The 17243-nt window shown below is 51.5% G+C and carries 20 protein-coding genes; 9 read left to right on the top strand and 11 right to left on the bottom strand.

Annotated features, from left to right (window positions below; translation table 11 throughout):
- Positions 1 to 232: 232 nt before the first annotated feature.
- From GC090_RS12340 to GC090_RS12355, 4 genes are all read right to left on the bottom strand, one after another.
- Entirely contained in the window at positions 233 to 799 is a 567-nt protein-coding gene (locus GC090_RS12340; RefSeq protein ID WP_039340829.1) for a hypothetical protein, read from the bottom strand.
- A 391-nt stretch (positions 800 to 1190) separates the two neighbouring features.
- Complete coding sequence (locus tag GC090_RS12345; RefSeq protein ID WP_324019932.1) at positions 1191 to 1646, bottom strand: GNAT family N-acetyltransferase; 456 nt, start codon at positions 1644 to 1646, stop codon at positions 1191 to 1193.
- A gap of 214 nt (positions 1647 to 1860) precedes the next feature.
- The gene (locus tag GC090_RS12350) at positions 1861 to 2190 is read right to left on the bottom strand and encodes a DHCW motif cupin fold protein (RefSeq protein ID WP_162286869.1); all 330 of its coding nucleotides are present in this window, start codon (positions 2188 to 2190) and stop codon (positions 1861 to 1863) included.
- A 314-nt stretch (positions 2191 to 2504) separates the two neighbouring features.
- Positions 2505 to 3473 (bottom strand): D-2-hydroxyacid dehydrogenase family protein, encoded by a 969-nt coding sequence (locus tag GC090_RS12355; protein WP_324019935.1) that lies wholly within the window; start codon positions 3471 to 3473, stop codon positions 2505 to 2507.
- Between the two features lie 220 nt (positions 3474 to 3693).
- Between GC090_RS12355 and GC090_RS12360 the strand changes: the two genes are divergently transcribed.
- From GC090_RS12360 to GC090_RS12375, 4 genes are read left to right on the top strand one after another with little or no spacing between them, the layout of a single operon-like run.
- On the top strand, positions 3694 to 4278 hold the full coding sequence (locus tag GC090_RS12360) for a cytochrome b (RefSeq protein WP_324019937.1): 585 nt from the start codon (positions 3694 to 3696) through the stop codon (positions 4276 to 4278).
- Between the two features lie 13 nt (positions 4279 to 4291).
- On the top strand, positions 4292 to 4843 hold the full coding sequence (locus tag GC090_RS12365; protein WP_054633976.1) for a tetratricopeptide repeat protein: 552 nt from the start codon (positions 4292 to 4294) through the stop codon (positions 4841 to 4843).
- Positions 4824 to 5381, top strand: coding sequence for a sigma-70 family RNA polymerase sigma factor (locus GC090_RS12370; RefSeq protein ID WP_033738459.1), 558 nt, complete (start codon positions 4824 to 4826; stop codon positions 5379 to 5381). The genes GC090_RS12365 and GC090_RS12370 overlap by 20 nt, the downstream gene beginning before the upstream one ends.
- Positions 5378 to 6184 carry an anti-sigma factor family protein gene (locus GC090_RS12375; protein ID WP_058702771.1) on the top strand — a complete coding sequence of 269 codons (807 nt, stop codon included), beginning with the start codon at positions 5378 to 5380 and terminating at the stop codon, positions 6182 to 6184. Before GC090_RS12370 ends, GC090_RS12375 begins: the two co-directional genes overlap by 4 nt.
- Before the next feature lie 28 nt (positions 6185 to 6212).
- Here the strand turns inward: GC090_RS12375 and GC090_RS12380 are convergent, their stop codons facing one another.
- On the bottom strand, positions 6213 to 6788 hold the full coding sequence (locus tag GC090_RS12380) for a YceI family protein (RefSeq protein WP_324019940.1): 576 nt from the start codon (positions 6786 to 6788) through the stop codon (positions 6213 to 6215).
- Between the two features lie 308 nt (positions 6789 to 7096).
- Here GC090_RS12380 and GC090_RS12385 point away from each other — a divergent pair, with 308 nt between their 5' ends.
- Positions 7097 to 7648 carry a GNAT family N-acetyltransferase gene (locus GC090_RS12385; RefSeq protein WP_033738408.1) on the top strand — a complete coding sequence of 184 codons (552 nt, stop codon included), beginning with the start codon at positions 7097 to 7099 and terminating at the stop codon, positions 7646 to 7648.
- Between the two features lie 86 nt (positions 7649 to 7734).
- Here GC090_RS12385 and GC090_RS12390 read toward each other — a convergent pair whose 3' ends face one another.
- Positions 7735 to 8655: an AraC family transcriptional regulator gene (locus GC090_RS12390; RefSeq protein ID WP_054633979.1), complete on the bottom strand. Its 921-nt coding sequence runs from the start codon at positions 8653 to 8655 to the stop codon at positions 7735 to 7737.
- A gap of 102 nt (positions 8656 to 8757) precedes the next feature.
- Between GC090_RS12390 and GC090_RS12395 the strand changes: the two genes are divergently transcribed.
- The gene (locus tag GC090_RS12395) at positions 8758 to 9591 is read left to right on the top strand and encodes an oxidoreductase (protein WP_324019944.1); all 834 of its coding nucleotides are present in this window, start codon (positions 8758 to 8760) and stop codon (positions 9589 to 9591) included.
- Between the two features lie 193 nt (positions 9592 to 9784).
- Here the strand turns inward: GC090_RS12395 and GC090_RS12400 are convergent, their stop codons facing one another.
- Entirely contained in the window at positions 9785 to 10681 is an 897-nt protein-coding gene (locus GC090_RS12400; RefSeq protein ID WP_324019946.1) for a DMT family transporter, read from the bottom strand.
- A gap of 53 nt (positions 10682 to 10734) precedes the next feature.
- Between GC090_RS12400 and GC090_RS12405 the strand changes: the two genes are divergently transcribed.
- Positions 10735 to 11331 (top strand): TetR/AcrR family transcriptional regulator, encoded by a 597-nt coding sequence (locus tag GC090_RS12405; RefSeq protein WP_324019947.1) that lies wholly within the window; start codon positions 10735 to 10737, stop codon positions 11329 to 11331.
- Positions 11332 to 11482: 151 nt separating this feature from the next.
- Here the strand turns inward: GC090_RS12405 and GC090_RS12410 are convergent, their stop codons facing one another.
- The 3 genes from GC090_RS12410 to GC090_RS12420 form a co-directional block, all read right to left on the bottom strand.
- The gene (locus GC090_RS12410) at positions 11483 to 12379 is read right to left on the bottom strand and encodes a DMT family transporter (RefSeq protein WP_324019948.1); all 897 of its coding nucleotides are present in this window, start codon (positions 12377 to 12379) and stop codon (positions 11483 to 11485) included.
- Between the two features lie 37 nt (positions 12380 to 12416).
- Positions 12417 to 12887 (bottom strand): DUF1203 domain-containing protein, encoded by a 471-nt coding sequence (locus GC090_RS12415; protein WP_205951758.1) that lies wholly within the window; start codon positions 12885 to 12887, stop codon positions 12417 to 12419.
- 528 nt (positions 12888 to 13415) lie between these two features.
- Complete coding sequence (locus tag GC090_RS12420) at positions 13416 to 13688, bottom strand: hypothetical protein (protein WP_054633985.1); 273 nt, start codon at positions 13686 to 13688, stop codon at positions 13416 to 13418.
- 860 nt (positions 13689 to 14548) lie between these two features.
- On the opposite strand from GC090_RS12420, the gene GC090_RS12425 reads away from it, so the two are divergent.
- On the top strand, positions 14549 to 15130 hold the full coding sequence (locus tag GC090_RS12425; RefSeq protein WP_185199849.1) for a DUF6886 family protein: 582 nt from the start codon (positions 14549 to 14551) through the stop codon (positions 15128 to 15130).
- A 45-nt stretch (positions 15131 to 15175) separates the two neighbouring features.
- Positions 15176 to 15625: an NUDIX hydrolase gene (locus tag GC090_RS12430; RefSeq protein WP_033738410.1), complete on the top strand. Its 450-nt coding sequence runs from the start codon at positions 15176 to 15178 to the stop codon at positions 15623 to 15625.
- Positions 15626 to 15978: 353 nt separating this feature from the next.
- Here the strand turns inward: GC090_RS12430 and GC090_RS12435 are convergent, their stop codons facing one another.
- A complete protein-coding gene (locus GC090_RS12435; protein WP_324019949.1) occupies positions 15979 to 17136 on the bottom strand; it encodes an epoxide hydrolase family protein in 1158 nt (385 codons plus the stop codon).
- Positions 17137 to 17243 lie beyond the last annotated feature (107 nt).

Genomic DNA, 17243 nt, shown 5'->3' on the forward strand with positions numbered 1-17243 from the left:
GCATTGCTGCTCATCTTCCTTACACTGTGACTTCCCGCTCCTCTTTGCACCCCACATGAACCCCAGTGAAATTCCCCCTGAAGCGCAACGAAACACGTCAGCGTCATAACGGTTGCGCCACGCTTATCGGCACCCCGGATACCGACAAGGCAGGATTAAACAAACGACGGCTTTAAGCGTCTGAGCGGACGCCGCTTAGTGCATCAGGACGACTGATGTATCAGATGGCAGGTCAGATGTTTCGTGTGCGCTGTTTTGCTTTTTTGCCGCGCCAGTACTCTTCAAGGTAAGGCAGCAATTCAAGCACCACTATTCCTGTAAGCACAGCCACGATATAGTGGCCTGGCAACGGGTCTGCTCTGAGTTTAAGTTCAAATCGTGCAGATTCTTCACCGAAACCAAACAGTGCCAAAAACTGCGGCCAGTGACGGGAAACCACCAGCAGAAGCGCCACTAAAGGTAGCATTTCCAAAAAACTGTGCACATGCTGCTCAACCGGTGAGACCCGCCTGGCGGTCACAGCATAAGTCACATCCCACAGCGCTGTTGCCTCATGGCAGAAAAACAGCACTATCATAAACGCAATGACTAACGCGTTTACCTCTAAAAAGAGGGCCGCGAGTAAGGGCAGGCCCATCTCCAGAAACATCAGAATATGAATATAGGTTTCTTTCAGACCGGTGGTGGTTTCGATATCAGTGGCTCTGTGACAAAGCCAGTCCGCAAACCCAGCAATAAGCCAGACAGGCAAAACAAAGTAGAGCAGCAGCAACATCTGAGGATCGGAAGAAGGAAGCATTTTACTTTACCTGTAAAGCTTAAATGAAAAAGCATAGACGCAGAGCGAGGGTGAGCAAGGCAACCGGGACAGGGTGAGCAGACTGCGCGCCCCAAACAACTACATAAGCAGGTCAGAAACGTCCGCTTCTGCCACCGCACAAACATTTATGCGTCAGACAAGCGACACCTTCCTCGCGAACCTTGTATTAGATACAGTGCCAGAGCAGCAGATATTACCCCGGCAGAGGGGAACGACCACCTTTACAGGCAAACATGGCGGGGTTACAAATCGGTTACTGCACCGTCTTCCCTGAATTATTTACCCTCAGTTGCAACGCCGTTCCCTCGACAAACGCTCAAGATGTCACCGCGCGTTATAAAAGCGGAGAGATGAAGTGTAAGCCGTACTTCTACAGGTCCTTGCACATATACACGCTTAAAGGATCGCTGATATAGGGAGGGAAAGCCTCACAAAGCCTGTAGCCGCATCGACGATACAGCGCTATAGCGGGCTGTTGATGAATGCCGGTTTCAAGGCGTAGCTGATAACAGCTGTTCTCTGACGCGAATTTTTCAAGTGAGGCCAGAATTTGCTCGCCGAGTTGGCGCCCCCGATATTCTGGACGAATGTAAACCCGTTTAATTTCGCCTACGTTGCCGTCCTGAAGAAGTAAAGTGCCACAACCAGCGGGCAGCCCATTAGCATCACGCGCAATGACGCAGCGCAGTTTCTTATTACTGACGGGGGAAAGGTCCAGGCAATGATGACTTTCTGCAGGATAAAGCGCGCGTTGAAACGCATCAAGTTCACTTACCAGGCAGGCTAACGCAGCGTCATCTTTATTTATTTCTGACAGGTAGAACATGATAGTCCTTTTCATTTTCGTCTGATGAAATCATCACGATATTTCAGACCTGTTTATATTGTTTGTCTGACTCAGCACATGATTAATGACGCAGGCCATCACCTGTTGTGCTCCATGCCGGGTTCTGGCGCATTATTTCAACAACCGGTCTCACGTTTAAAAAACGCGCTTCCCCCTTTACTGGCGTACAACAAGAAAATCACCCTACCTCCCTTCAATCAACGATAAACAGCGTTGCGCCCTGCATTGTCGTCGAGCGATGCGCTTCGGCATTGTCCGCCACCTGATAGCTCATGCCAGGCGTCAAGACAAACACTCGTCCATCGTCCAGTTCCGTGGTCATTTCGCCTTTCAGGCACAGAAGAATGTGACCTTTTAAACACCAGTGATCGGCGACATAACCCGGAGAGTACTCAACCATTCTGACCCGGATAGCGCCAAACTTTGCCACACGCCAGAGCGCGAAGCCGCATTCACCTTCATGGCGTTCTTCCTCGATCTGTGACCAGTCGGTTGTGCCAAAAGGGATATTTTCCATCTTCATTTTTTTATGCCTTATTCGCGAGGGTGAGTGACGTCACCTGGGGTATTTAAAGTGGAGCAGGCAGATAACGGCTGGCTCAGTAAACGCGACGCTTCAGCTTCAGGCCATTAAAACATTTCCTACCGCGCTCGGGTATGTGAGCCGTGAATACGAGTGGAATCGATGACAAACCTGGCGATAGTTAAACGGATCAGCGGATGGCTTTATCACTTTCCGGCTTTCTGTTTAGCTTTCTTAAACGTGTTATCTTTTCCCTGAACACCCGCACGTATTGACACTGCGTCCACGTAACGGTTTAGCGCAGCAAATTGCGTTTAATCCAGCGCCTCAGGGTTGATCACGTGGCTTGTGTCACCCTGGAAAAAACGCACCACATTGTCAAACGCGGTGCGGAAATAAAGCGTGTAACTGTCCTTTTCAACATAGCCGATGTGGGGCGTGCAAAGTACGTTGGGCATCGATAACACTGGATGCGCCGGCTCGTAAAGGGGCTCTGCCTCAAAGACATCCAGTGCGGCAAATCCTGGACGGCCCTGCCGGAGCGCGCTCAGCAGGGCGCCCTCTGCCACCAGCTCTGCCCGGCTGGTGTTCACAAACAACGCATCGGGCTTCATCTGCACCAGGTCGCTCAGCGTGATGTTTCCCTCGGTGGCGGCCACCAGCCGCTGATGAACAGTGATCACATCGCTGGTCGCAAAAAACGCCTCACGGCTGGCTGGCACGATTAAGCCTTCTTGCTGCGCTTCCTGTCGGGCGCGATCGCTGCCCCAAATCTGCACCTGCATGCCAAACGCGCGGGCGTAAGCCGCAATACGCTTGCCGATTTTGCCGTAGCCCAGAATCCCTAACGTCTGTTTGTGTACACCCTGCCCCAGTTCTGCCTGCCAGTGTCCGGCACGCATAGCGTTAACGGCCTGTACGAACTTCCTTCGGGCCGCCATGATTAACAGCCATGTCAGCTCTGCCGGCGCAACGGGCGAACCCACGCCTTCCACCACCGCCACGCCAGCCCGGGAACAGGCTGCAAGATCGATATTGCGGGCGATCTTGCCGGTCTGGCTGATCAGCTTCAGTTGGGGCGTGCGCTGTAAGAACGCCTCGTCAATGGTGGTGCGCTCGCGAATCAGGATCAGGGCCTGAGCACTTGCCAGCGCTTCAGCGGTGGCGGGATCGCAATGGATATCCCCAACGGCGGTACAGTGAAAGGCCGGATGGCGTTTCAGGCAGTCCAGTCCTGCCGTAGCCAGTTGATAATCGTCGGGAATACATACCGGTATCGTCATCGTTACGCGCGCCTCAAGAGTCGGATTCGCTTTTCACTGCCGCCTGTAAGCAGTCTTACATCATTAAAACATCAACAGGGTTTCGTCAATCGGCTTCGCCGCATTCTGTCCACGCTTTTGAGCAAGGCGGACCCTGCCAACGGGTTGCGAAAAAAAGAGTGAATAGAAATCGCAGGACGCACGTTTACTCAGCAGAAACCTGAACGAGAGAACCCACGTCATGATTCATGCTCAACCCGTAAAGCCCCGACAGCACGATGACCGGCTGACTCTGGCGCTGCATTGGATCACCGCCGCCAGCCTCCTCTTTTTATTCGCCAGCGCCCACATCTGGCAATGGCTGGAGCGCGGCACGCCGCTCAGGAAAGGCTTACAGTCAGTGCACATGTCCTGCGGTATTTTGCTGGCGCTGGTGATGGTGATGGTGGTTCGTCCGGTCTGGCGGGTGATGAGTCAATGCTCGCTGCGTTATGCCCTGCCTGCGGCGTCGATATCCCGTCCGGCATCCATTCTGTCTCACTGCGTGCACGGCGCGCGCTGTCTGTTGCTGTTCACGCAGGTTGTATTGGGCTTTCTGTTCCGCTGGGCACAGCAGGAGCCGTTTCACTTTTTCGGCCTCTTCGGGCTGAGCGGGCGGGTCCATGTCGATCCCCTGTTTAAACATTCATTGAGGGAATGGCATAACACCATCGCCTGGGCGCTGATCGTTCTGGCCGCGTTTCATGCCCTGGCCGACCTGCTTCATCACTTTGTTTTCCGCGATAACGTGCTGCGTCGCATGCTGCCCGTTCGCCCGTTCTGTTAACTGGAGCTCTGCCATGAAAAACATTGCATCGATACTGCATAATACAGGCCGTAAACTATGGGTTCCGGCGCTGCTGCTGGTTATCCACACCGCACCCGCGCTGGCCGCAGGGGATGACAGCACCAACAGTACGATCCCGGACTGTCCGCATGGGCAGGTTTATGACAGCAAGCGTAAACAGTGCGTCCCCGATAAATCGGCGCGTCTGACTGACGAAGACAAAACCCGTTATGCCTATCATCTGGCGAAAAAAGGCGAGTACCAGGCCGCGCTGACGCTGCTGGACAAGCTGAAACAGCCTGACACCGCCGAGGCCTGGAATTACCGCGGCTATGCCACCCGAAAACTCGGGCGAACCGATGAAGGTATCGGGTATTATCAGCGTTCGCTGGCGCTCAATCCACGCTATGCCAAAGTACGTGAATATCTCGGCGAAGCGTGGCTGATTAAAGGTCGTCCCGACCTGGCGAAAGCGCAGTTAAATACTCTCGCCCGCCTGTGCGGAACGGGCTGCGAGGAGTATCGTGATTTGCAGGCCGCCATTGCTGGCCATCCGGAATCCTGATACGCAATGCGAGGACAGTGATATTACGACCAGCGAAGTTCGTCAGCAGCTTGCTGCCCATCTGACGCGCCTGTGGCGCTACGGCCTGGTGCTGTCCCGAAACCACGACGTTGCCGAAGAGCTGGTACAGTCGACCTGCGTTCGCGCGCTCGAAAAGAGCGCGCAGTATACGCCCGGCACGCGCATCGATCGCTGGCTGTTCACGATCCTTCACTCCATCTGGATTTCTGATCTGCGCGCCCGCCGCGTGCGGCTGGGACAGGGCTTTGTTGACAGTGACGAACTGCTGGCCCCGGACGCGCAGGAACGTGATGAAAAACGCCTGCATTTTCAGAAAATCATGCAGCGCGTCAGTGCGCTACCGGAAGCCCAGCGTAATACCGTGTTTCTGGTCTATGTAGAAGGCTTTACCTACCAGGAAGCCGCAGAGACGCTGGCCGTGCCTGTCGGCACCATCATGAGCAGGCTGGCCACCGCGCGTTCGGCGCTGGCCAGGTCGTTTGATGATAGGGATGCCGCAAAGGAGAAACGCTCATGAACACGTCGCAATTTACGCCTCCGTACAGCGACGAAGCCCTGGTCGCCTGGCTGGATGGCGAGATGGATCCGGCTGACGCGCGCAGGCTCGAAGCGCTGCTGGAGACGGATTCTGATCTGGCTGAGCGCATTGATGAACTGATGAAAAGCCAGCTCGACTTTGAGGCGGCCTTTGCGCCGTTACTGGACAAAGCCCCGGAAGCCAACATGCGGCGCCAGCTGGATGCGCTCTCAGCTCCCCCCACGCCTGAACCCAAAATGACGTCCACTACGGGCGTCAGTCGTCGTTCACTGATCGCCGCCTCGCTGAGTTTTCTGCTGATCGGCTCGGGACTGGGTTATCTGGCGCGCCCCGGCAAAACCGCGCTGAGTGAGAGTGAGAAGATTCGCGATCTTGAAGCGCAGTACATGTCGCTCTACAGCGCAGAAACCCTGCTGGATGCCGATAACTCCCCTGCCGCCTTGCAGCATGGCCTGGCCCGCACGGCACAGGATATCGGTCTGCATTTGAATACGCAGCAGCTCACGCTGCCCGACGCAGAGTTAAAAATGGTGCGCATGCTACGCTATGACAGTACGTCAATTGCGCAGATTGCCTGGATCCATGCGGAATATGGCCCGATGGCGCTGTGCATTTCCCCCGATGCGCATCCGACCTCAACCGGGCTTGAGCGCGAACAGCGCCATGATATGCGCCTGGTGTGGTGGCATCACCGCGGCTACCAGTTTGTTCTGATTGGCCGCAATCCGGCCGGGGAGTTATCCGCCAGCGCCAGTGCCCTGAAAACCGCGCTTAACGCCTGACCACCACGCGGCAGTTAGCCAGGCGCGTTCAGGGGACATGGCTGGCCTCTGCCTGAATATCGATAGTAATGGTTACCCTGTCATCCACCAGCGAGGTAAAGCGATCCATATGGTAGGCCGAGCGCGAGATCGTGGTCATCGCATGCAGCGAGATCCTGTCGCCAGTCTCTGCGGTGCGATCATGCTCTTCCATCGTCGCGTCAAGGATCACCGGTCGCTGGACGTCCTTCACCGCTAACGCACCAAAAAGCTGGTATTTACCGTTGCCGCGCGCCACGATGCGGGTGCTGGTGAAGACGATATTGGGATAGCGCGGCGCATCAAAAAACATGCTGCTTTTAAGCTGATAGGTCAGCAGATTGTTTGAGGCGATTAGCGTGGAAACCGGAATGGTGACCCGGACATGATTATCCAGCTCATTCGCCGGGTTCAGCGTCACCTCGCCGGTCACACCCGTCAGTTTCGCATGCGACATCCCGCCAAAGGCATGCCATGACAGCCCTATTGCCGTGTCAGGCGTGGAAATCGTGTAGTAAAGCGGGGCCGCATGGGCGAACGGACTCAGCAGTACTCCAGCAACCAAAAAAGAAACAGCGCGCGTCATAGCAGGCTTCTCCAGTAAACAGATAACGCGTTAACGCGCCAGGTGACAACGTTATTCGATTAATACTTACAGTTATATAACATTCGTGAGGCCGGAGATCGCATTTGGATGGGGAAGCGGCACGGTTATGTGAGGTAGATGCAGGATAGTGCGGCGGTTTTTTGCGATGCGCGAGCGTCTTTCCGCTGTGAGCGGGTTGTTGGCGCGGCGTCCGGCGTGGAGGTTGCTCAACCTGTTATCTGAAGCGGATGCAGATCTTCATCGCTTGTGATAAGAAAGAAAATTAATCTGAGTTCAGGAGATGAGTTATGTACCTGGATGATATTCCCCTTAATTTTCGGCAGCATGAAACCTTTTATCTGATCGCCCCGGACATGAGTCGTACGGAAGAAATGCAGCAAAAACTGAATGCATTTAGTTCCCTTCATCATGAATTCCTGCTCTGGTCTCCCGGTTTTCACTCTCTGAATGCTGTTGAGAAAAATATGGCGGAGGCGGCCGGGAATTTCCTGAATGACAACGTTGAATATAAGTTTTTAATCATTGATCGTCAGTCAGATGACCTCTCAGGCTGTATTAGCTTATTTATCAGGAATCGCGCGATTCCTTATTATGAAATCGGCTACTGGCTCGCCACTGATATGTGGGGTAAAGGCATTATGTCTGAAGCTTGTAAGCTGGTCACAAACATGGCCGCCGATTTTTTTCAGGCAAAGCGAATCGAAATTCGTACGGCAGGACGTAACGTACGCAGTCAGTCTGTTGCGTTAAAGTGCGGTTTCAAACCCGAAGCCAGACTGGTTAACGAACGCCTCGATAGTCTGGGGCGGATTGATGATACGGTTATCTACCGGTATTAGCACGGCTTAAATATGACTGATAAATCAGAAAAAGAGCGGTTTTCTACCTGCTCATTTTGCATCTCGTCAGCGATGCCATCACAGCTTCAGTGCGATGACACAAATGCAGAGTTTTGCTGCAAAGGCGGAAAGGCGAAATTACGTTGCATACGCTTTATCTCTTCTGCCGGTGGCAGGCCAAACAGCCGTTTGAACTCGCGATTAAACTGCGACGGGCTCTCGTAGCCAACGGCGTAGCTCGCGGCGGCGGCAGTGAGCTGCTGACGGACCATCAGCATTCGCGCCTGATGCAGGCGAACTGATTTTACATACTGCATCGGCGGCAGCTGGGTTATGGCTTTAAAGTGGTGATGAAAGGTCGGCACGCTCATACCGCTTTCCGCCGCCAGTTGCGTGAGCGTTAAAGGATCAGCATAAGTAGCATGGATACGCCGTAAGGCTTTGCCGATTTTGCCGAACTGACCTTGTAAAGCCAGCGCCGCGCGCATTGCGTTGCCCTGCGCGCCGGTTAATACACGAAAATAGAGTTCGCGCATCCTCCCGTGCCCCAGAATGGCGGCTTCTGCGGGATTCTCCAGCACGTCAAGCACACGTAACACAGCCGTTTTTATCGTGTCATCCATCGGGCTCGATATCATGCTCTCAGGCGCGGCGGAAAGTTGCGGTGCACCATGCTGCTCAATCTGCAGCATCAGTTCCGCAGCAAGCTGAAAATCCAGATGAATATATATAGCCAGTAGCGGATGGTCTGCCGATGCGTCAGTTTCCATGGTAAAGGGCACGGGGACTGAGACGGCAAGATAGTGCTGTTCATCGTACAGATAAGTCTTTTGACCGAAATAACCGCGTTTACGGCCCTGGCAGACAATGACAAGGCCGGGATCATAGAGCACAGGGGTTCTGGCAAGCGGGCGGTTGGCGCGCAAAATTCTCACATCGGGCAGCGCAGTAAGGTTGTACCCTTCCTGAACGGCCAGTGTTTTTACCCGTGTAATCATGTCGGACATTATCGCACCCTCATAAAATCAGGCAATAAAACCAGAAGATATGGCCTGAAAATCCATCGGTGCAGAGAATATCATGCAGCTTTTACTGCATGGGAATAAATTATGACATCTGCAAAAACGATTTTTATCACCGGTGTAAGTAGTGGCTTTGGTCTTGCCCTGGCGAAGGAAGCCCTGCTTGCGGGCCATCGGGTCATCGGAACCGTGCGCAACCCTGACGCATTACAGGCATTTGAAGCGCTTGATGCGCAGCGGGCATTTGGTCGCCTGCTTGACGTGACAGACGTTGAGCGAATTGCTGAGACCGTTAAGGAGATAGTCGCTACCGTTGGTCCTGTTGATGTCCTGGTAAACAATGCTGGTTATGGTCATGAAGGCATTCTGGAAGAATCCTCGCTGGAAGAAATGCGCCGCCAGTTTGACGTAAATGTGTTTGGCGCAGTGGCGATGATAAAAGCCGTCCTGCCAGAGATGCGTCAGCGACGCTGCGGTCACATCATCAATATCACGTCAATGGGTGGTTTTATCACCCTGCCCGGTATCAGCTATTACTGCGGCAGCAAATTTGCGCTGGAAGGCATATCAGAAACCTTAGGTAAGGAACTGGCCCCGTTTAATGTAAAAGTCACCGCGGTCGCACCCGGCTCGTTTCGCACCGACTGGGCCGGTCGCTCAATGTCACGCAGTGCCCGCACCCTCCCGGACTATGACACGTTATTTGACCCCATTCGCCAGGCGCGCCAGGAAAAAAGCGGAAATCAGCCCGGCGATCCCGTAAAAGCAGCGCAGGCGATTCTGACGTTGATTGAAAGCCAGAGCCCACCCGCGCACTTGTTGTTAGGCAGTGATGCATTAACGTTGGTGCGGCAAAAGCTCGCCGCTTTGCATCATGAAATCGAACAGTGGGAATCCCTGACACTTTCAACAGATGGCTAATTCGTTGCTGAAACACATCCCTGTGGTGGCTGTTGAGACGGTCAGCCATCACAGATGGATGGTGCGTATGATAAAGGGGTTACCCGGGAGTGAAGATAATTTCCATTATTCCCGGGCGTTGATATTGTTCTATAGCTTTGTGCCAGAATCAGACCTGGAATCCAAAATGAGGCGCTGTTAAATACGAAAACGATTAGTTTTTCGAAGCTGCTCTTGTCTTCAGGTAATACTCACCTGCAAGGTAACCCGTTACCGCAATGAAGGTTATTGCCCCGCCCAGTAATGTATTGCTGGGCGGTAATTCACTGAAGAAGATCCAGACCCATAAAGGCCCCAGCACAATATCAGTTTGCGCAATAAGGCTGGCTTCAGCGGGGTTAATATACCGACTACCTGCCATGAAAAGGAGATAACTCAGACTCTGCGTGGCCAGCGCAAAAGCACATAACCATACCATGTCACGTAAACCGGGAAGTGGAAGGCCCTGCGGCATCATTATAAAACAGAATGCACCGCAGAGTGCGCACGCCAGTGCCGTAACTGCCGGCAGATTCATATCCGGCCATGTCCCGGACATCACGATGCTGGCGGCAAAACCGGCCGTCATCATGAGTGCCAGTGCGTTACCCGCCATATCGCCCGTACCTGAGGCAGAGGTCGCCATAACAATGACCCCCATGAGACTCAGTGCCGCAGAAATAAGCGCGCGCTTTGTTATTTTTTTCTTCTGTATCAGCCAACCCAGCCCCATGGCAAAAAAGGGAATGGTGGCATAAACCGTCATCACACCAGCAACACTGGTGAGTTTCAATGCCGCTACGTAACAAAACATAGAAACCGCCATGATGGCAGCCGTGATCAGACCTTTTATACCCACATCATGACGAAATGCAAAACGGCGCAAATACCCACCCAACGCCAGCAGAAGAACCAGTGACAGAAAAGCAAACAGTGACCGCCATGCGACCATTGCCCACGTGTTCATATCGAGCATTCTCACGAAGAAACCTGCTGAACTCCACATGACGGCTGAAAGGCACACCATGCTTATCCCCAGACTGTGCCTGCTGGCGGTTTTAAACAGTGGCATCTCTTATCCTTGTTCGCTATAGTTTTAGAAAAAAGTAGAACGGTCTAATTATTATGGCAAAGAGTGATACGCGCAAACGTCTTTTAAATGCCGGTGTAAGGGTTTTCATGAGGGAAGGATATGAAGGTAGTGGTATTACCACTATTCTTGGTGAAGCAGGAATGCCTAAAGGATCATTTTATAATCTCTTCTCCAGCAAAGAAGAATTTGCCTGTGCCGCCCTTGACGTCTATATCAAGACGTTTGACGCACTCCGGGAAAATACACTGCTGAATACAGCGCTTGTTCCCCGCCAGCGTCTGATAAACTGGCTGAGCGGACACAAGGAATATATTGAGCGTGAACCCGAAGCAGGCGGCTGTCTGGCAGGAATTATAGGTCAGACGGGCGCTGTACACAGTGAAAAAATGCGTGAGAAGCTGCTGGCAATTTTTAGCGCCTGGGAGCGCGATCTGATTAACATCTTTACTGACGCTCAGCAGTCTCAGACATTATCGCCACGCATGTCTCCGGAAAGCGCGGCAATGCTGGTTATTCACAGTTATGAAGGCGTGATGATCCGTATTCGCATAGCGCGTAGCCTTTCTCCTTATGATTTTTTGATGCAAACGCTACCAGACCTTCTTTTTGCTGAACCTGACGCTGTTTAAAGCGTTACAGTCCGTCAAAACAGCTGACGGGACAGTATGGCTAACCGCATCGCCGGGCCTGATACAGGGCGGACTCTCACAAAAGGCACCTTGCGGTAAAAGCCGGTTTACGCCGCCAGGCACTTTGTACGGCATTGCAGAAATATTCCCGTTATGAGGTCTGCCTCTTTCTGCCCGAAAACGCCACCATCCAGACCGCAATGCCGATGAGGCAGGCGCCTGCAATAAATTTCTCTCCAATTTTCTCGTTAAGCGCAAGATAGCCCCACAAGCAGGCAAAGGGAGGGATAATAAATGTGACCGTAAGAGATTTCAGAGGCCCCGTATCTGCAATAAGCCTGAAATACAAAATGTACGCCAGCGCAGTACAGATTAAGCCCAGCGCGACTACGCTGCTCCATACCCAAGGCTGAAACCAGTTAACGGTAACTGCTGAAAACAGGTTCCAGCCAAAAAAGGGGAACAAAAAAACGGATGCCCCAGCCTGACTTCCAGGTGCGACCAGAAGCGGATCGAGCCCTCCCCGCTCGGTAATCCATCGTCTGGTAAGATAACCCGCAAGTCCGTAACAGGTTGTCGCCACCAGACAGGCCAGCGCGCCTGCTATAAACATTCCGCCTAAACCAGAGAAAGCAGGACTGCTTATAAGCATTATTCCCGCCAGACCCGTTAATATTCCCATCAATTTTCTTACGGTGATGACTTCCCCAAAAAAGCAGTACCCGATAAGTGCTCCCATCATCGGCGCTGTCGCGTTAAACAATGCGGAGTAGCCCGTCGGGAGCCATCTCGCCGCAATACAGTACATCAGAAAAGGAAGACCGGAATTGATGATGCCGAGCACCAGCGTTGCCCTCAGTTTCCCATTGAACGTCTGTAATTGCCTGTTGAACAGGACGACGGCGGCAAGCCCCGTAAATCCTAATAGTACGCGTAAAAAAGCCACGTTAATGGACCCAAAGGCGGGCACAGCTATTCTCATAAACAGAAAACTTGAACCCCACACCGCGGCCAGTAAAACAAGCCTGACAACATCAGAAATCTTCATCTGGTTTTCCCTGACCGATCCCAAACGGCATGCTCATTTACAGAACACGTTCGGCAAGACAGGCGTAACATCCCCGTTTTGCGTAGTGGAAATGAATATAACTTACGACAGGATCGTCGAAAAAATGATTCAGCCATTGTTCCGCTGCATCGCCCTGACAGATTTCAGCTTTTACCATAAGATGGTTTTCACTATAGGCTCTGAGGGAAAGAAGTCTGTGGCTCATCACTTCCGGTATGTTATTGAGATATATGCCCTGCTCCGTACATCCCTCCCACAGATAGATGGCATGAGAGCCATGGTAAGGTGTATTTGCGGGCTGATAGGTATGGTTGATCAGAATCGCTGTTTCACCGGCAGGAATATCGCGCAGCGAGATTCTGTCGGGATACCCTGGGCAACTCTCGACCTTGACTCTTACAGCACCGTGGAAAGTTAAATAGTGTTCGTCCTGGCCAAAAAGATGGACGAACTGTCCCGCATCCAGCCCCGAAATTTTGTAGTTCATTTTCGCCTCCCGTGTTGGTCAGAATGACAGTACCTTTTTATTGACGGGAACTGCTCGCTGTTTTCGGACAGGGAAATACTGCATACAGGATTGAGGAAGGGTTACGTTAAAGCCGTGGTAAAAGGCGAAGGAATCAGAGGGAATGCTGGCATTCAAACGCATGTGTCTGCTACAAGCCACTCACAGGTCGGCTTGGTCAGCCGGTCGGTAACCTGACGCATCACAAACGACATCATCAAGTGCAGGCAGCTGCCTGGCAGGCTCACAGTGATTGCGACTGTCCGCCAGGTCAAAAGCATGGTAATGCCACCCGGAGTATGAAAACGCATTGTCGGTACGGTCAGCTGACATCCTGAATTTGTTTGAACACGCAAAAATCCTCCATGAACTGACAAAGGCGCAGTTGATGCGATGAGATGAGATGCGATGAGATGAGATGAGATGAGATGAACGCAGGGTAAAGCAGGCTGAATTTTTTTAGAGGGTGCAGACACCACAATGGTAAAGGGTGCCTGCAGATTTTATGCGTTATGCGTTGTCATCGTCAGTACAACCCAGACCTGAAGAAGGATCATTACAACCTGGGTTAATTTCCAGATGGTGATGCCACGCAGCCAGTTTAACCGCGTTTTCACTGGTCGAGACATCGGTTTTTTGAGCAGACGTATCTTTGACTGAATCGAGCCCAGGCATCGCGCGGGAAGGCAGATCTTTTGCAAACGTAGCGCCCTGCAGGCCAGCCAGTACGACTGCGGCTAACGCTGCGGTTTTAACGGCAGACTTCATGACAGATACAGGCATAACGATTCCTCTCAGCTAAAGTAAACAGAATGCTGATGGCTCTGACAGCGCTCAGCGAATCCAGAAACATCATCATAAAACCTTCAGAAACACAGTAGGCACGCTCTCAGCGTCAGGCTCCGATGCGCCTCTGTTATTCAAGAATGCTTATATGTCAGTTTGATAATACGGGTTATTAAAGACAGTAAGAATATGTTGCTAACGGGTAGCAATCAAATGGTGACAGTGATCAGGCACATCAACTCAGGGCCATGATAAAAGCGCTCTCATAAAGGCTTTGTGCTTTCGATAAGGTGAGTTCTTCTCTTTAAGATGAGCATCACTATCCCCTTTGAACCGGATTAAATTCAGATAAGTCCTGTCCTTTGTGCATTCACCTGTGTGGTCCGCACGGCGTCAGAAGCGAACGTTTAAAATGTATTTTGCTTCGCCGGGCAACAACCCCGTATCAGATCTGAAGCCTGTTCCCTCAGTTACTCCTTAAAAAAGGAAAGGATTATGTCTCTATTGCAGAATCACCGTGACCTGCTTCCTGTAAATGAATACGCGGCTTCATTCACAAATTCTTCAGCTACTCTCGGCTAACTGCGCGCGTCCGCTATTCGCTCAAAGCGGACCTTAAGCCAACTATCCTAATTAACCTTATGATTCATCATCCCTCTTCAGACTGAAGTTCAGTTTAGTTACTCAGGCATTGCACAAGAGGATCTGGACGTAGCAGCACAATTTCTCACGGTAAATGCAGCACATCTTTCAGAAGTTGTGGCTTAAACCGTCATTGACGTATTCATCTAAATAAAACTTTTCCAACATAGAATGATGAATTCATCATACATCGTCTACTTTAAATGGACTTCTGAATGCGCCTGTTTCATTTCAGTGATAACCCCGACATCGCTGTCTTCAGACCTCGCCCCTTAAAGGTTCGTGTTGACAGACCGGCAGGTCAGGAATGGCTGAACGGTTCACTCATATGGGCTACCGCCGAAGCTTATGAGCTTTTGTATCTGTTTCCACGCGAATGCCCTCGCATTGTTTATTGGCCTGTCGCGGAAACCACACGCGAGGACAGAGAATTGTGGATGGGTAATATGATCAGCTCATCGGCTATAGCCTGCATAGAGCAGACATGGCTTTCGCGGTTTAACCTCGGACAGATTTTCAGGTATGAACTGCCTACCGCAGGTTTTGAACCTACAGGTGAGGTCGGGATGTGGGTATGTCCTGAAGAAGTTGTACCTGTCGGCCTTAAATGCTTTTCAAGCCTTCCCACCGAACTTACGGACAGGAATATTGGTCTTCGCGTTATGGACAGGCTGACGCCCCTGAAAAGTATCTGGCAATCCACGCTGCACGCGAGCGGCATAAGACTCAGGAACGCCCAGGACTGGGGGAAGCCTGGGTGGACTCATTCAAAACCAGGCCGTCAGGTAATTGTGTGACGCTGCCTGTGCAGTCAGGCTTGTTTTTCTCATTATGGAGTTTATATGGACTATGTCTCTGAGATGCGCAGCATCATCGGCCATCGTATGCTTTTGCTTGCGGGTGCCAACGTCATCATTGTCCGGAATGATGGCAAAATTTTACTTCAGCAGCGCAAAGACTCTACCTGGGGATTGCCGGGCGGCTTGCTTGAACCGGGAGAATCACTTGAACAGACTGCGTTAAGGGAAGTAAAAGAAGAGACCAATATTGATATTCATTGCCTTCACTTTCTGAAAGTTTTTTCAGGGCAGAATTATAGTTTCATTCTGCACAACCGGGACGAAATTAATGTCATTACCGCACTTTACTTCACTGACAGTTGGTCCGGGGAGTTAGTCAACGACCCCAGAGAAGGACTTGCGCTTGAATTTTTCTCTGCAAGAAAGTTGCCTTCGCCGATGAACAACGAATATTTAACGTACATAAACTACTTTGTGAATCGCGGCAACTGACTTTAAAGACTGATTAAGTACTTAGTCAGATAAAGCTGGTACAGCAAAGCGTCAGGGAAGAGAGTTCAGCATTTGCCCTAAGCCCCGGATGGTTAGCGTTGGAAAAGAACGGGTAGACTGAAGGCTAAGCAAGAAGCAGGGAATATCCCGCTTCGTGCCAGAAGTGGGCATCCAGCTCCCCTTAGTCTGGGTCAGATTCATCTGCCATAATGAAAATTCCAATCAAAAGCTTTTGCACTTGAAGATAGCCAGGGTAAGTCTTCCGGAAACAGTTTGGGTTTTGTCTGAGGTGACACCCTTCAGATTTAACGGTCATTGCTTACTGTTTTTTTGCTGGCCAGCTCTTCTGTTATTCAACCAATGGCGCTTCTGTAAGTACGGAAAAAGAGTTTTACATCTTCAGTGTAAAGCGCAGGTTCTTCCATCGCTGCAAAATGGCCTCCCCGCGGCATTTCAGTCCAGTGGCATAGGTTGTAATGTTTTTCTACCCAGCTTTTTGGTGGTGGCAATATATCGGATGGAAAACAGCATAGCCCTACAGGAACAGACGTAGTAGTCAAAGCTGGAAGTGTTCGCGCATTTTGTCTGTACATCGCCGCAGCCGTTTCTGTACTGTCGGTCAGCCAGTACAACGAAATATTGGTGAGGATGTCTTCAGGGCTAAAGTGACTGAACAGGTCCCCATCACCCCCGCTCCAGGCGACATACTTTTCCGTAATCCATGCAGCCAGACCTGCTGGTGAATCGTTAAGCGCGTATGCAAGCGTGCGGGGCCGCGTCGCCTGAAGTGCCATATATGCTGATTCTTCAGCAAACCATGCTGAGGCTCTGCTTCGATATAACTGCTCCTCCTCCGTCAGGTATTCCGTATCTTTCAGCGATAACAGTTCCCGAAGGATCCCAACGTCAGTCAGATGAATTGCTCTGATGTGGGAAGGATAGAGAGAGGCCAGGTAGCGCGTAATACCGGAACCGATGTCGCCACCAGCAGCACAGAAGGACTGATAGCCAAGGACTTCGGTCATCAGTCTGAACCAGAGACGGGCAACTTCAGCATTGTTAAGGCTCTGGCCTGAATGAGTTTGTGAAAAAACAAATCCCGGTACGGAGGGAATGATAACGTCGAAGGTATCACTTTCCAGCCCGCCATATCGGGCCGGATCTGTCAGAAAGGGGATTAACTTTGTGTAGCGGGTAAATGAATCTGGCCAGCCATGTGTCATTATAAGCGGAATGGCCGACTTTCCCTTCCCACGAACATGAATAAAGTGGATACGGTGCCCCTCAATTTCTGCGCAAAAATGAGGGAGTTGGTTCAGGGAAGCTTCCTGTTCACGCCAGTTAAAACGGTCATGCCAGTACTCTATAAGCGGTTTTAAAAATTGCGAAGGTACACCTTTTCCCCAGCTATCATCATTGCTTGTACGTGGCCAGCGGGTCTCTGTAAGCCTTCGGTCGAGATCATCAAGCTGACTCTGAGGGATATCAATTACGAAACGTTCTGCTTTCATAAAGATTAGTCTCCTTAAGGTATGCACGCTGACCCTGAGAGTAAAATTTTAACTGCTAAAGATATTTGCCGATATCTTTCTGCCTGCTCCAGGAGCATAGCGGACGT

The organism is Pantoea sp. JZ29 (assembly GCF_035190385.1).
Classification (GTDB): domain Bacteria; phylum Pseudomonadota; class Gammaproteobacteria; order Enterobacterales; family Enterobacteriaceae; genus Pantoea; species Pantoea stewartii.